Below are 14,280 nucleotides of genomic sequence, written 5' to 3' on the forward strand. Positions count from 1 at the left end.
GAAGCCGCCCGCCAGGCTGGGTGGAGGGTTAGTAGGCGTCGCGGACCAAGATACCCTTGGCTTCGAGGGCGGCATCGATCGCCGCCTTCTGGTCGCTGGTTGCGCCCGACGGATAGGTCAGGCCGTCGCGGCTCACGATCGCCGGACCACGCTCGAGGATGAGAACATTGCTGTCGGCACCATCCGGCGCCTGGGCGTTCTGCATCACAATACCCGCGACATTGTTGAGGCCATCGGCCGCGGTGAGATCCAGCGCGGCAACCTTGCCGGCCGTTTCAGTCACGGTGATCGTGAAGGTGTCGCCAACCACGAAGTCGGCCGCGCCATCATTGATGGTGAACGCGATCTCGTCATTGTCGTAGGCCGTGCCGACAATGGCATCGGCCTGGGCCTCATTGTCCGGGTTGATAACGGCGAACGTGCCGCCGTCAGTAGCCGCAGCGATGCATTCCAGGGTGTAAATGCCCGGCACTGCGTCCTCGCCGAGCGCAACACCTGAAATGGTGCCGTCACCGGTATTGCCGCCGCCAGCGGCCGAAGCCACCGACAGGCTGGCATCCGCGCCGACGATCAAGCCGATAGTTACGGTGCGAATCGCACCGGATCCGGCCAGAAGCACGCGTTTGCTGCGGCAGTAGGATGGCTCGAGTTCATATTTGATGACGTCCGAAAGCCGCGTCGGTTCGGTCGCCGTGGAAACCATGAGAGACATGGTCAATCTCCTTGTTACTGGGGGTCAGAGACGCCCGGTGCGGACCGGACGGGGTTGGCGAAGCGTCAGCGGGCGCGGCGCTTCATCGCCGCAGAAAGGAGGGCGCGCGCCTCACCCTTCCCGGCATCTTCGGACGCCGCGGCAGGGCGGGCTCCGTTTCGCCCTTTCGCAAGCGCCTTGCGAACAGGGTTTTCTTCGCGGGCCGCCGCCTTCAGCGTGCGGAGCGCTGCCTTGTAGGTCATCTCGCCAGACCCGACATCGGCAGCGAGCTGGCCGCCGAGCTTGGCCTTGCCTTCGCGGGCCGCGATGGCGGCGATCTTCCGGCCGGCGTCGGAGCGTGCCGACGGTTCGTCGTCGTCATCATCGCCCTCGCCTTCCGGGTCGTCGCCGTCGGCTTCACCTTCCGGGTCGTCGTCGCCGTCCTCGCCTTCGGGATCTTCTCCGTCAGACTCACCTTCCGGATCGTCGACGCCGTCCTCGCCTTCCGGCTCATCGGTTTCGGCAGATGGCGCTCCACCGAGCTGGGCCTGGAGCGCCTCGAGTTCGGCTTGTGCATCGGCATCGCCGCTCTTGGCCTTGGCTTGCAGCGCGGCCAGTTTCGCTTGCAGTGACATCACTGTCTCCTCGTCATCGACATCGGCCGCTTCGATGTCCGTGTGCGCAGTGGCGCGGCCTGTGGCCACAGCGCTGGAACCGGGACCGGCCGCCCCTACGAGGGCGGTCAGTGCGTTGAAAGCTTGTTGCTGGGTCAGGACGCTATCGATCAGGCCCACAGCCTCCGGATCGAGATCCGGCGGGCCGCCGGCGGTAAAGACTTTGGCTTCAAAACCATGGGTCTCGCGCAGCTCGCCCAGATCAATGCCGCGCCCTGCCGCGACGGCCTCGTAGAACTGGTCCGCCCAGTGGTCGACTTCCGCCTGGAACAGTGCCGCCTCATCTTGGGTCGGGGCGCGGAAATACGCGCCCATGTCCTTCAGCGCGCCGGATTTGTAGGAATGAACCCGCTCACCGAACCGCTCGAGCGCACCTTCGATGTCCCAGAAACTGATCCGCACGCCGATCGAGCCGATCGAGGCGACCTTGTCGGCATAGAGGTTGGGCACAAAAGACCCCAGCAGCATCGCCGCCGAGGCCATCAGCGTGGCGTGACCTGCACATGGCTTCGCCGCAGCAAGGTCGCGGATCGCAGCGGCTGCTTCGTCATTGCCCTGGACGAGGCCACCCGGCGAGTCGATGCAGAACAGAACGCCGTCGACGCGATCATCCTCGGCGGCGGCGCGGCAAGAATTGATGATCTGGCGATAGCCGCCGATCCAGCACTCGTCCCACCAATCGTACCAGCCGCGCGGTGTCAGCACGTCCTCGATCCCGATCAGGGCGATGTTGCCGATCAATGTGTAAAACTCGGTCCGTTCCGGCCCTTCGTCCTCGGCCCAGTCCGGTATACGCGCGGGCGACCCCTTCGGCGCCGGCGGACGTTCGCCGCCGCCGAATAGAATGGATTCTGGCGAAACCAGAGCCGAGGCCAGTTCGCCGCCACGTTCGAGCAACCCCGGTTCAGCGCAGCGCATGCGCTGAACTGACGGGTTGAGCGCCAGCGCCGAAGCCAGGCGCTTTTCAAGATCGGCATGGGGCATCATGGCCAGCAGGCTGCGGCCCTGGCTCGTCACAAAACGGCTCATCGCATTTCCTTGCTAGGTTTTGGGATCGTCAGCGGCGATGTCGCGAGCGGCGCGCGCCATGTCGGCGACGTCGCCGAGCGAGACGCCATTTTCCTCGAGAAACTTCTGGTCGCGGGCAATCCGGCCGACCAATTCCTGGAAGTCCTGCCCATGTTCGGCAGCCAGGTCGGACGGGGCGATAGTGCCGTTCTCCAACCGGAGGCGGTCACCCATCGCCTCCTTGACCGGATCGACATACTCATGCCGGCCGTCGAGATGCTTGCCGGCCGTGTACGCCGCCGGATTCTCGAAGAAGTCGGGCGCCCCGCGCGGCAGGTCCAGCTCGCCGGCGTAAAAGGCTTCCATGATCAGGCAATAATTCAGCGGATTGCGCAGCTTGTAATTCGTGATGCGCTTGCTGCGCGCAATCGTGCGCCGGGCGTCGATCTGCGACATGCGGCCCGACAGGAAGGTCGTGCGCGTGTAATCGCGGCTCAACAGCTCGGCGGCCAGGTCAAGACCGGCGCCCGACTGGCTGGCGATCGCCCAGATCGTATCGGCATAGGCATTCGTGTCACGCTGCGCCTGGTTGATCTGGACTTCATCGCCGGGGAATGTCCGTATCACGTTGTGGCCGCCGACCCGGATGTCTGATTCCTCGTAGAACCTGTTGCGTGTCGCCAGCAATTGTTCGGAATCGCCCGCGTTGGAGAACATCTCGGATATGTACTCGCCGTCCATATTTGACGAGATCGACGCGAAGATCAGGGCGTTCAGGACGCGGCTGCGCAGCTCGGCCTCATTGAAGTCCGACAGCGATTGCAGCCGCGACAACACCGAGACGAATTGCGAAATCCCGCGGCTCTGGCCGGCGCGACGTTTCTTGAACAGATGCACGACGCGAGGGCGGCCCGGCACATCCGGATCCCAACGCGGAAACCATTCTCCGGTCATGGCCTTGAGCTGGGCCAACCCGACATCGTACGGGTGACCATTCAGGATGTGATAGGCGTCGACCCGGCCGCGCTCATCAAACTGCACACCGTCGCGAAGCGTATCGGTATTGATCGCGCCAAGCGGGTTGGCCAGCCGGTCCGGATCGATAACCTGCAAGGCGGTCTGAAACGGCCACGCCTCCTCTTCCGACAGCGCGTTGAACATGACCACGGCTTCGCCGTCCACCTCATGGTGGCGCTGCGCCAGCTCGATGATCAGATCCGGCGGCAATTCCTGTTCCCAGTCCACGCGGAATTCCGGGTCGTTGTTCGCCTTGGCCAGAGCCGCCTCGATCGAGCGGGACAGGTTCCGGATCGCTTTGTCGCCGGGCTCCAGGCCAAACGCGCTGGCGTCCGGCGACGATGCGAAACGGTATTGGCCGCCGAACATCAGGGCCAACTTCTGCTCTACGGCCGACGCCGCCAGCGGTTCGTCCATGACCAGGCGGCGGATTCTTGGCACTGCTGTCAGGCGATCGCGCAGCCAGTCGCGATCGGCCGAGCCCCTCGACGCGTGGTGCTTGGCAAACACTGGCTCCATGGGATCGCCCGCGCGTGTCGCGGTGCGCGAGCGATAGGGCACCATCAGGGTCGAACCATCAGCCGTTGGCTTTGCGACAGCACCGATAGCGCGCGCACGAGCCTTGGCGCGAATGCGAGACGACTTGGAAAAACCCATGATCTAGATCCTCACCGGACGCGCAGGATTGTGACCACCGGCAACACGCGCCCGCTCGGCACGAAGTTCGGCCAGGCGGCGGCGGATCTCATTGACCATTGCCGCACCACCCGCGCCTCGCTTCAACTCCCGGTCGCCATGTCTGATGCTCTCTGCGCGATCGGGATCCAATGCCTTGTCGAGGCGCGCCTGGTAGGTCGCAATGTCGGCGTCGATCTGTTCAACGGTTCGCGTCGTCATCAGCTTCCCTTGTTCTTGCGGGCCATTGCCGCCAAAGCCGGCGGCAGTTCGGGTGTCTGCTTTTCAACGGGCCCGGACGGCGCGCCTGCGTCCGGCCGAACGAACGCCGCGTCGAACAGGTCAGCCTGTCCGCCGGCGGCCTTGATCTCAGCGAAAATTGCCGCATCTCGATCGGCCCACATTTCAGCCGTCCAGGTCCCACGCCCCTTCGCCCGAGCGCCGATAAAGTGCAGGCCGGCGATGGAATAGACGTCGCAGTCGAACAGGTGGTTTTCCTGCCCCGTGCGAACCACCCATTTGCGCTCTATGCGCTGCGTTTGCTTGTTCGGCTTTTCCAGCAGGTACTCGCTGGTCAACTGGCGGAAAAACGCTTCATCCGCCTCGATCGGAAACCAGCAATACCCCTCTGGCGGACCTTCTTCAGTCAACGCCCGCCGGCTGACCGTTCGGGCCAGCCGCGTCACCACGATGTTCTTGGCCGGCCAAGTCCCGATGTGCCAGACCCGCAGCCCGAATTTCTTTTTCTTGCCGCTCTTCGTCAGCTCTTCCTGGTGGGTCCGGAAGATGATCGGTTTGTTCCAGCCAGGCGCCCCATTGATCGCCAATGCTGCCGGACGGCGCTTCACCCAGTCCTTAACGGCCTCGGCATTGTATTTTGCATCGACGAGGATCTTGTCGAACGGGAAGCGCGCCCCGCCGGGTAGCGGCGCGCCGCGATCGGCGATCCGCGTCAGCTCTTTCCATGCGCCCTCACCAGCCGTATCGGTCTCACCGGGCGCCAGGCCCCAGTCCAGATACCAAGCCTCCTCTCGAGCGTTCCAACCCTTGATCAGCCAGTAGATGCCGAAGCCCTGGACGTCGCAGCTCAATGTAAAGACCCGCGGGCCGTGTGCGCCGGAACCCCGATGGAAATCCTCACATCGCGCGGCGGAAAGCGCCTCCCATTCGGGTGTCTTTGAATCGATCTTGTACGTGCGCCCCAGCGTCGTGTTGTTGAACACTTTCAGGGCATCGGGATCCTCGCCAGCCTGTTCCTCGGCATCGGCAATTGAGTCCCATGTTTCAGCGAAATTCATGACTCCGGTGATCCAGACACCGGCATGATCTTCATACCTGCCGAGCGGCCGGGACCGCCAGAACTCTACATGCTCCGGCAACACTGTTTTACCTGGTTCCAGGCCTTGGCCTTCGACCGGCTTTTTCCCGTCAGGATCTACCTGATCCGGAATGGCGACCGTCGGGATCCAGACACCGCGCTGCTGCATTTCGCGCTTATCAGCATGACTGTGCGGTGTGCCGCATTCCGGGCAAACCACGTAGGACCGCCACGGGCGAGTGTCCTCGCGGCGGATATCCTCCCAGTCGAAATCGGTTAGCGCGCCGCAATCAGGATCAAGGCAGGCATGATAGAATCGCCGACGATCCGATCGCTGATAATGCTTCATGATCCGCGACGATCCCTCTAGGAGGGGCGTCGATACGCGCAAGGTGATGGCCAGGCCGCGGCGGCGGTAAGTCTTTGTCCGTTGGTGTGCCAGGTTTTCCGGGTCGCCTTCGCCGTCAGCGTCGTCATCGAATCCGTCGAGATCGTCCAGGCCCATATACCGGATCGATTTCTGCCGCAGCGTCGCGGCTGAATTGGCACCAGCCCCTGCGATCCAACCGCCCTTGCGGAATTTCAGCCGGTCTGCGGTAGACCCACCGGACGCCTTGTCTGTGCGGCCAAGGACTTCGCCGCCTCGGAACGGGTCGAGGCAAGCCGTGGCATGCACCATCGGCCACCATTTCTCCTCGCACCAATCCTTGAACGCCTTCACCGTCGGGTGAACAAGCATGCCAGGTCCGGGTATCAGGGCCGGGACTGCTGCGAAAAAACTCTCCAAGACCACCGTGCCGCCGGACTGGGCGCACTTGATGACGGTGATTTCCTTCTTACCAGACTGCGGCGACGCCAGCTGAAATATCTCGTTCAGATATGGCGCGGTATCGGGATCGTAGGCGCCGGGGTATGCGGATCCGTCGTCGAAGACCCGGTTTTCCTTCGTCCACTCCAACAGATCGAATGGCGGATCCGGCGTCACGGCCTCAACGGCAGCCGATCGCAGATCCGTAACGGCTGCGTCGAGGCACTGGTCCAGCTCGGGCCAGGAACCATATCCACCATCACCTGCGCAGGATCGCGTGGCGCTATCCAGCATCCGACGCCTCCAGCTCGGCTGCGGATGGCGCGGCCTCATCGACGTCGGGATCTACGTCGGAGCCGCCGGCCAACGTCTCGATCTGAACAGCTAGCGCCGACAGTTTTCGCTGCACCTCCTCGTCGATAGCCTTGATCGCCCGCGCCGGATCGTCCGGATTGGCGGATTCGCCTGCATCCATCGCCAGGCGCTGCATCGTGTCCCGCATCAGCCGCAGAGCCTTGAACACCATGGCCCGGGCGTCCTCGGTGCGGCATAGTTCGCCGAGCCGGATCTTCAGGTCCAGTTCGGCGTTCCGAACCTTGAGCTCCTTCTCCCGGGCCACCGACGCCGCCGCGCTTTGCTTGTACGGATCGGCTGCCGGCGCGGCGGCCAGCTGCAAATCCGAACTGTCGTGGCCTGCTGCGGCTTTCGCTGCGGTCGGCTCGTCGCTGGCGACCTTGCCTTGGCGCTTCAGCGGATTCTGGTGGTCGTTCCGCGCCTTGTCGCTGGCGGCCGTGTCGACCCGCTGCTTACCGGGCCGCGATGGATCGTCGACCAGAACGATAAGCCCGTCGCGCTTCCAGTTCGTCGCGGTTTGTTTTGAGAAGCCGAGATCCCGCGCATACGCGGTTGGCGTGGGATAGTAGGCCGGACGCCCATCTGCCAGGCGCGGCGGTTCTGCCGGTTCTGTCATTGGAGGTCCATCAGTCAACGGGTTGGTCTACCGCTGACGGTCAACCGGTCAACGATGTTTCCGAACCCTGTGTGTAGAAAAATTCCGCGCTCAGCCGCCCCGTATACGCGGCGGCGCCAGGAAGGACCCGTGGCCACACCGTTTTGCGCGATATTTCAATGATTTGGGTGGATTGCGGATATGGAAGCGCCCGCTGCGGCGGTCCGAAGCGGGCGTTCCCAAGCGCAAATCTGCACCATGACCGAGTCCATAGGCTCCCGAGGACTTCGGCGTCAACCCCCCGGTTGACTAATTTCCGAAGTGCCTCGCGAGATCGTTGGCACCCTGCAGAACAGCGAGACGGCGGGCTCCCTCGATATAGCCTTGCTTCTGAAACGGAAATTCAGCGCCGAGGCTCACTGCATCAAGCTGCAGATCGGAAATGACAACCGCATCGACTACCCGGCGGGAGAACGGGGAAACGATTGATCGGCGAGCCCGCTCGAAGCGGCGACCGGCATCCGATGCACGGATAATGGCCAGCAGGGTATCGCCGGCCCCTCCCCCGTCGACGCGAGGCGCTTCCATATCGCTGACGGCCCGTCCGACGATGCGTGCGTCATGCAGGCCACGGTAGAGCGAAAGAGCGACCAGCTGGTCGATCGTCAGCCAGGCCCTGTTGCGCCCCCGTCCCTGCGCCCACTCGGCGATCTGGCGGGTCGGCGCCAGCGCACGCAGGAAATGGCCGCGCCGGATCTCGCCGCGTGCATAGACGGTGAACGCCTGCACACGTTCGACGCCGCTCGCCTTGGCGAAGTCATCGGCGATGACGCGCAGGGCGGCAAGACGTTCGCGAGCTCGGTCCCGCTCTTCCCGCTGGACATCGGTCAGCACCGTACCGCCCTTGCCGTCCGGCGCCTTGCGGGCGACACCGCGCGGCCTGCCATGGCCCGTCCAGCTTTCCTGCGTAGCCGGATCTACAGATTCGATAGGCTCGGACCGGGCCTCCCAGGCCGAGCGCATTGCGGGGCTGGACGAAAGCTTGCCCCGACCTTCGCCATGCAGATAGCTGGGCGCCAGCGCCTCCCGTTCGGCGGCTGACATGCTGTGGCCCTTGGGCTTGGGATCAGGCTGCGTCACAGGTAGGCTCCTTGATTTCCGGTTTCAGTTCCACGCCCCACGGATCTTCCTCCACCCAACGCGCCCGGCCTTTCGCCACCTGCTTTTCGGCAAGCGATCGACGCCAGATCGATTTATGAATTCCAAGAAACAGCATTGCCCCGGTCAGGACGCTGCGCATCCGGTCGTGATTGACGTGATCTGCCGCGGCGAGCCGCCAGCGATGGCCGTCGGAGATCTCCTCGTCGGTTACCTCGATCACCTGGAAGCCGCCCGCCATGGCCCGCACCGAGGCCGGGGGCTGACGGCCATTCAGCGCTGCGGTCAGGACAGCGCGCTCGGCCAGGCCCAGCTGCTCGAGATCCGGTTGGATATCGGCGAGTGTCACGACCGGCGCGACAGGTGCGGCGGCCTCGTCGGTCTGGCCGCGACGCCTCCGCCGCCTTGACTTCGACTGACCGGAACCGGCCGCCCGCCCGCTCCCAACCGGAGCGGGCGTGCCGGTTTCCGGATCGCCTTCGGTTTTCGCCTTATCGCCGGACTGGGGGGAAAGGGGGGATTCGTTAAGAGACTCGTTCATGTTGTGATCTGAGTCGTCACAACGGATGTGACCGCTGTCGTCACAACGCGTTGTGACCGCACGATCACAATGGGCGTCCTCATCAGCATCCGATTCCGTGGCTACCGGAGGCCGATCGACATCCAGTTTCACACGATAGGATGACGCAGAAGCGGCGGTCCGACCGGCGTGCTTTTCGACCCAGCCCAGCTTGACCAGGCGCCCGATACAGCGATTGGCTGTCTCGCGCGTCGTGCCGGCCCGATCGGCCAGGGTGTCCTGTCGCACCCGCGCCCAGCCCGCATCGTTCGTGAACGTCCCGAGCGCGCACAGCACGCGCAAATCCATCGGCTTCATGTCGCCGCGTGTCATATCGTCCAGGGCGCCGGCCGGAATGACGGAAAGGCGAGGCCCGCTCATCGCCGCGTCCCCCGCTCGAAGCGGGACATCAACGTCCCCAATCCCGGTTTTACTTCGGGACAATACTGTCCTATATAGTGGTCATGAAAGGCAAGGAATTCATCAAGCGCGCGAAGCAATGGGGCCGGGCCAACGGTATCGGGATCACGGTCGAACCCTCGCGCGGCAAGGGCGGCCACCAGACGGTGCGCCGCGCCGATGGACCCTACACGGTCGTCAAGACCGGCGAGATCGGCAAGGGCCTGCTCGACGCGATGCTCAAGCAGATCGAGATACCGAAGAAAGACTTCTAGGAGGACGGAATGGCAAAAGGAAAAAGCATCGACAAGGCCGGTCGCGACGCCAGGAGCGGCCGGTTCCTTAAGCCCGGCAGAACGCGCGCCGGAACCACGATCGGATGGGCAGGCACAGCCAAGGGAGCCACCGGCTTCGGCCGCGCGCCGCTCGCCGATGAGGCTAGAATCCTTGAGCGGGCGGTTGACGAGATCTCCGCCTCCGTTGGGCAATCCCTTAAGGGCGCCATCGAGGACGTCGCCCGTGCACGCCATGTCAAGGCGTCGCCAGGCTGGGCATGGCCGGCCGAGATCGCGATCTTTGACGACGGAGAACACGTCATCACCTGCGCGGCATGGCCCGGCCTTGTCGCTGGCGGCGCCACGCTGGCCGAGGCGCTGGAAGACGCGCGCGGTGCCCTCGAGGAATTGGCCCTCGGTGCGCTCGCGCATGGCGAGCCATGGCCGCCCGCCGCTCGGCCGACCGGCGGAGACCAGGTGCTGCTGGCCCTCACCCCTTATGCGGCGATGCGCGGCCTGCTGACGCGATGGGCGGCGGCGTACGGCCGCGGCGCCCAGACCGAGCTGGCCCGACTGCTCGAAAAGGACCGCAAACACGCCGCGCGTCTTCTCGACCCTGACACGCCGGTCCAATCGGACTCGCTGGCCGAGGCGGTCACCGCGATCGGCGTCACCCCGGTGACCAGCTTTGCACTGGCCCGGCCTGCCGGGCACGAGCTTAGCGCCAAGGCCGATCTGGCCGCGGCTGCCGCGTTGGACGATCTGGGCGGGCTTTAAATCGGGAATCACCGTGGCCTTCCCTTCGTGAAGTTATGGAAGGTCGGCGCTCCAGCCAGGTCCTGTAGAGGCTCCAGGACTCGATCGACAGCGATCTCGCGATGCGCCTCGCAATAGGAATGGCCAGGCATCGCCGTAGCCTTGCAAAAATGGAAATCGGCTGTACCCGGCTGGCCGCAAGGCCATTTGCACTCACCGTGGCGGAGCCCTAGCGCAGCGGCCGCTCCACGATCAGCAGCGTCGCCATTATCTGCGGCTGCATCGGCCAGGAACTGCCCGGCCTCGACGTCCGGATCCGGCGCGACAAGGTCGCGGGCGGCCGCACCGTTGAACTCGCTGACCGCACGGCGCCGGCTAATCAGGGGGGCGGAGCGCAGCGTCATGCTGCAACCTCGGTGATCAGCGCACCCCACGAATCGCCCGGATCCCTGCGCAAAGCGCCGATCCCGCCGCCCGTCAGGCTTTTGACGTGATGGACGATGGTCGTGTGATCCCGGTTCATCAGCCGGCCGATCTGCGGAAGCGAGCGATATCTGCCCGCCGGCGTCGGCTCGGAAGCCAGGCACCGGATTGCGTCGCGCCGGGCCATGACGATCGACTTCTGCCGCTGTTGACCGGTCAGCTGCCGGACGGTCACGCCGTGGCGTGCCGCCACCTCCTCGAGGATCTCCGCCGGTTCGCGGCCGCGGGCGGCTGCAACGAAAATATAGTCTCTGCGCGGCGTCATGACGGCGAAACTCCGCGCAATCGGCGCGCAAGGCCGGACAGGCCCCAACCGCGCAAGAAAGCGGGCAAACGCGAAGTCGGTCTCGCCTTCTCGACCTCCCCCTGCGCTGCCATTCGATAACCCGGCAATTCGCTACCGGTTACGTCGGTCCGCGCCGCGCGCAGATCCATGTCATGCCTTTGCATGGCGGCCCTCCTTGGGTGTTTCAGAGTGTTTCCACTCGTCAAAAATCGCCCGCGCCAACACGCCGCTGGCCGAACCGACCAGGGCGTCGCAGAGCGCGAAATCCTCGAATGAGAATGCGGTGCCGGGCGCAGCACAGATCAGGGCGTTGACGGGCTCGATCGCCTCGCGCAGCGCGCCGAGCCCGGCCGCGCCGAGATCCCGGCGCTGCGAGATCAGCCAGATCCCTTCTATCCGGGCCGGATCGCCCTCGATAAAGCGGACCTCGGCGCGAAACACGCAATCAGCATATCGGATCGGGACCTCGCGAAGGTGGGTCAATTCTCACCTCCGAACAGATCCTCTGGGCCGACCTGCCTGTCCGGCGTAACGCGGTCCGGATCCGGCAGGCGGCGCTTGACGCCCATGCGCCGCGCCGCCTCGGCCGCCACGACCTGGTAGTGCTCTCGATCTTGACAGGCGTGCAGCTCGTCGCCGGGATTGCCGCCCCGAAACACATTGAAGCCGTGACGCGGCTCCGCGCCGCAGCCGCGGACATGGCACCACCGGCCCTCATGCCCAACCGGCGGCGTGCGGATCTCTAGGTCGGCGGTCATGACGCTGCCCCAAGACCAGGAAGCTCGTTCTGCAGAACTTTTGAGAGACGCGGCACGTCCAGCGGAATTGGCTTGTCGGCCCGCCATTGCGCGTCCCGCGATCGCAACGCAGCATAGATTGCTGGAAAGATCGCCTCTCGCTCCACCAGGGCTTGAATGTCCCGGATCATGGCCGCTCGCGTCGAGCGGGTATTCGCACCGACACGCAGAATGTGGCAAACGGCTTCCAGCTCGTCCCGCCAGAGCATTTCCAGCGCCATGCGCAGCACCGGCTCGCGCGGTTCCGGCTCTGCAACAATCTCGAATTCCAGAGGCGCAAGCGGGCCGTACCGCCGCCGCAGCCAGTCGCGATCCATGTTCGTCGCGACGATCAGCCCGACGCTCGGCAACAAGTGGCGGATCAGGCTGGCATCCGCGCGGTGCCGCTGCGAAGTGATCACCCAGACCTCCGGCACACACAGCTGGAACATGCCCACCTGGTGTAGAAGTCGCGTCGTGTTATCGCCGGCCCCCTTCACCTCAACCGCCGCCATATGTTCCGGTGCGATAGCAACGACATCGGCGCGGACGGTCTGGGCCCCCATAACCATCTCATGGCAAAGCCTGGCGGTCGGCATGCGCTCGCGGAGAAACGCCTCAATCGCAGTACGCAAAATCAATTCGGACTCGGCCGCCCACCCGTAGGAAAGCTCCCGGCGTTGCGCGACTTCATTAGCGGTCTGCATCCAGGGCTCGGAAGGCTTCGCGATTCCGCTCACAGCCACCCCCAGATCGGAACAGCGACGAAGGCGCTGGAAATGAATGCGGCGAGCGCCAGCAAACCGCCCGCGACTACGACCAGGCCGGCCAGCTCGCGGTCTCGCTTGCGCCGCCAGGGCGAAAGGTGTGGATCGCTGCGAACCGCCGCGATCCAGCGCAGCCCGGTCCAGACGCACACGAAAGCGCCGGCGCACATACCAAACCAGATGACGTAGAACGGCGGCGTCATAACGCCCCCCAGACTGCAGCGGCCAGCTGGACCACGCAGAAAGCCGCGCACGCCGCCAGGGCGCCCGCCCAGAAGGTCAGCGGCGGGACGGACCGTGCCTTGCGAACAGGCGCTGGCTCCGGCCCGGCATCGGGAGCATTGAGAAGCTCCAGGATCTCGGTATCAGGCGCACCGCTCCGCCACGAAAAGCGGCCGCCGCAATCAACAAACACGGCGTCGCCTGCCGACAGCCGATCGGCGATGCGATAGAACCCTTCACTCAACGCCGCACCGCAGCGGAAATAGCAGGCGCGCACGGCCAGGAATTTCGCCGCCCGCTCGAAATCGGCCGCCTTCGGTGCCGGACCGCTGGTTCGCTCGGAAAACGTGACGACCAGGCGCGGTGTTACGTGCTGGGTATGGCGATAGCCGTTGCTCATGGCGCGGCCGCGTCCTTTGAACGCAGGGCCTGCGCTGAATCGCAAGGCATTTGCTGAATGACCTCGCCGTCGAGCGTGCTGCCGGCGGTGGCTTTGCCGACGCGGAGCATTGTTGCGACACCCGGCGCAGCGAATGGAAGCCGCTCGGGGACGTGGCTGTCGTAGACATCGCCGTTGAGATACACGCCCATGACATCGACGCCCTCCCGCGACAGAAGGCGATACGGCGCCCATCCCCCCCATTGCTTGAAGAAAAAAGGCACGCCCGCTGCGGCGCATTGATCGCGAAGCGACCGGATCCACATCGGATGGCACGGCCGGGCGCGGGCACCGGACTCGCCGCCGGCGATAACCCAGTCGACGCCGCTAACCCGTTCGCCATCATCCATCGGACCGGCCCGATGTAGCCCGTTCAGAGCGTCGTAGAATCCGACCTCGTAGAAGGGCGACGCAACCCGGTTCAGATCCACCAAGCCCAGTAATGGCTCGGCGGAGAGAAAACGCAGCGACGCCGGCGTGGCGAGTAGCGGCGGAATGCGCTCATCGGAAGTGGCCTGGTCCTCTACCGAGACGCCCAGCCATACGTTCGGCGCCGGCCAGACATTCGGATCCAGGCGCGGCGCATTGTAGGCGGCATGACCGCGCTCAAGCATATACTCCCGCATACGTTCCGGGCGTTTCGTGAGGACCTGGAAGACGTGCTGCGGCGCCAGCGCCATCACCGCGAAGACGCGGTCGATCCATTCGTCCGGCACGGACTCGTGAAACAGATCGCCATGCGCGCAGACGAAGATCCGTCGTGGCTTGCGCCAGCGCAGCGGCTGATCAAGCCATTGTTCGTTGAACCGGACCTCGCCGGTGAACTTGGCGATACCATCCGCGTTGCGAACGGCCAGCCCCTTGCGGCTGGGGTGGTTCTGCAAGCGGCCCGCCGCCAGCTCGGCGGCATAGCAATTGCGGCACCCCTCCGAGACCAGCGTGCAGCCGGTGACCGGATTCCAGGTCGCATCCGTCCATTCGATATGGGACGATGCGGCCATCAGAATATCACCGCCGAGC

Annotated in this window: 18 protein-coding genes; 2 read left to right on the forward strand and 16 right to left on the reverse strand. The window is 64.8% G+C overall.

Features of this window, described 5'->3' with window-relative positions:
- Positions 1–28 precede the first annotated feature (28 nt).
- From ACOOFN_RS01690 to ACOOFN_RS01725, 8 genes are all read right to left on the reverse strand, one after another.
- The gene (locus tag ACOOFN_RS01690; RefSeq protein WP_420433047.1) at positions 29–712 is read right to left on the reverse strand and encodes a head decoration protein; all 684 of its coding nucleotides are present in this window, start codon (positions 710–712) and stop codon (positions 29–31) included.
- 65 nt (positions 713–777) lie between these two features.
- Complete coding sequence (locus ACOOFN_RS01695; RefSeq protein ID WP_420433049.1) at positions 778–2,394, reverse strand: S49 family peptidase; 1,617 nt, start codon at positions 2,392–2,394, stop codon at positions 778–780.
- Positions 2,395–2,406: 12 nt separating this feature from the next.
- A complete protein-coding gene (locus ACOOFN_RS01700) occupies positions 2,407–4,047 on the reverse strand; it encodes a phage portal protein (protein WP_420433051.1) in 1,641 nt (546 codons plus the stop codon).
- Positions 4,048–4,050: 3 nt separating this feature from the next.
- Positions 4,051–4,287, reverse strand: coding sequence for a hypothetical protein (locus tag ACOOFN_RS01705; protein WP_420433053.1), 237 nt, complete (start codon positions 4,285–4,287; stop codon positions 4,051–4,053).
- Positions 4,287–6,485 (reverse strand): terminase gpA endonuclease subunit, encoded by a 2,199-nt coding sequence (locus tag ACOOFN_RS01710; protein ID WP_420433055.1) that lies wholly within the window; start codon positions 6,483–6,485, stop codon positions 4,287–4,289. The genes ACOOFN_RS01705 and ACOOFN_RS01710 overlap by 1 nt, the downstream gene beginning before the upstream one ends.
- Positions 6,475–7,161, reverse strand: coding sequence for a hypothetical protein (locus ACOOFN_RS01715; RefSeq protein ID WP_420433057.1), 687 nt, complete (start codon positions 7,159–7,161; stop codon positions 6,475–6,477). Before ACOOFN_RS01715 ends, ACOOFN_RS01710 begins: the two co-directional genes overlap by 11 nt.
- 288 nt (positions 7,162–7,449) lie before the next feature.
- Positions 7,450–8,280 carry a hypothetical protein gene (locus ACOOFN_RS01720; protein WP_420433059.1) on the reverse strand — a complete coding sequence of 277 codons (831 nt, stop codon included), beginning with the start codon at positions 8,278–8,280 and terminating at the stop codon, positions 7,450–7,452.
- On the reverse strand, positions 8,267–9,238 hold the full coding sequence (locus ACOOFN_RS01725; protein ID WP_420433061.1) for a helix-turn-helix domain-containing protein: 972 nt from the start codon (positions 9,236–9,238) through the stop codon (positions 8,267–8,269). The genes ACOOFN_RS01720 and ACOOFN_RS01725 overlap by 14 nt, the downstream gene beginning before the upstream one ends.
- 83 nt (positions 9,239–9,321) lie before the next feature.
- Here ACOOFN_RS01725 and ACOOFN_RS01730 point away from each other — a divergent pair, with 83 nt between their 5' ends.
- Entirely contained in the window at positions 9,322–9,531 is a 210-nt protein-coding gene (locus tag ACOOFN_RS01730) for a type II toxin-antitoxin system HicA family toxin (protein WP_420433063.1), read from the forward strand.
- 9 nt (positions 9,532–9,540) lie between these two features.
- A complete protein-coding gene (locus ACOOFN_RS01735) occupies positions 9,541–10,308 on the forward strand; it encodes a type II toxin-antitoxin system HicB family antitoxin (protein ID WP_420433065.1) in 768 nt (255 codons plus the stop codon).
- An 8-nt stretch (positions 10,309–10,316) separates the two neighbouring features.
- Here ACOOFN_RS01735 and ACOOFN_RS01740 read toward each other — a convergent pair whose 3' ends face one another.
- From ACOOFN_RS01740 to ACOOFN_RS01775, 8 genes are all read right to left on the reverse strand, one after another.
- Positions 10,317–10,691: a GcrA family cell cycle regulator gene (locus tag ACOOFN_RS01740; protein ID WP_420433067.1), complete on the reverse strand. Its 375-nt coding sequence runs from the start codon at positions 10,689–10,691 to the stop codon at positions 10,317–10,319.
- Positions 10,688–11,035 (reverse strand): helix-turn-helix domain-containing protein, encoded by a 348-nt coding sequence (locus ACOOFN_RS01745; RefSeq protein ID WP_420433069.1) that lies wholly within the window; start codon positions 11,033–11,035, stop codon positions 10,688–10,690. Before ACOOFN_RS01745 ends, ACOOFN_RS01740 begins: the two co-directional genes overlap by 4 nt.
- A gap of 171 nt (positions 11,036–11,206) precedes the next feature.
- Positions 11,207–11,539: a hypothetical protein gene (locus ACOOFN_RS01750; RefSeq protein WP_420433071.1), complete on the reverse strand. Its 333-nt coding sequence runs from the start codon at positions 11,537–11,539 to the stop codon at positions 11,207–11,209.
- Positions 11,536–11,814 (reverse strand): hypothetical protein, encoded by a 279-nt coding sequence (locus tag ACOOFN_RS01755; RefSeq protein WP_420433073.1) that lies wholly within the window; start codon positions 11,812–11,814, stop codon positions 11,536–11,538. Before ACOOFN_RS01755 ends, ACOOFN_RS01750 begins: the two co-directional genes overlap by 4 nt.
- Positions 11,811–12,572 (reverse strand): hypothetical protein, encoded by a 762-nt coding sequence (locus tag ACOOFN_RS01760; protein ID WP_420433075.1) that lies wholly within the window; start codon positions 12,570–12,572, stop codon positions 11,811–11,813. Before ACOOFN_RS01760 ends, ACOOFN_RS01755 begins: the two co-directional genes overlap by 4 nt.
- A complete protein-coding gene (locus tag ACOOFN_RS01765; RefSeq protein ID WP_420433077.1) occupies positions 12,569–12,802 on the reverse strand; it encodes a hypothetical protein in 234 nt (77 codons plus the stop codon). The genes ACOOFN_RS01760 and ACOOFN_RS01765 overlap by 4 nt, the downstream gene beginning before the upstream one ends.
- Positions 12,799–13,221 (reverse strand): hypothetical protein, encoded by a 423-nt coding sequence (locus tag ACOOFN_RS01770; protein ID WP_420433079.1) that lies wholly within the window; start codon positions 13,219–13,221, stop codon positions 12,799–12,801. Before ACOOFN_RS01770 ends, ACOOFN_RS01765 begins: the two co-directional genes overlap by 4 nt.
- Positions 13,218–14,261: a phage Gp37/Gp68 family protein gene (locus ACOOFN_RS01775; protein WP_420433081.1), complete on the reverse strand. Its 1,044-nt coding sequence runs from the start codon at positions 14,259–14,261 to the stop codon at positions 13,218–13,220. Before ACOOFN_RS01775 ends, ACOOFN_RS01770 begins: the two co-directional genes overlap by 4 nt.
- Positions 14,262–14,280: the final 19 nt, after the last annotated feature.

Origin of the sequence: Hyphobacterium sp., from assembly GCF_965217055.1 — a bacterium.
Taxonomy (GTDB): domain Bacteria; phylum Pseudomonadota; class Alphaproteobacteria; order Caulobacterales; family Maricaulaceae; genus Hyphobacterium.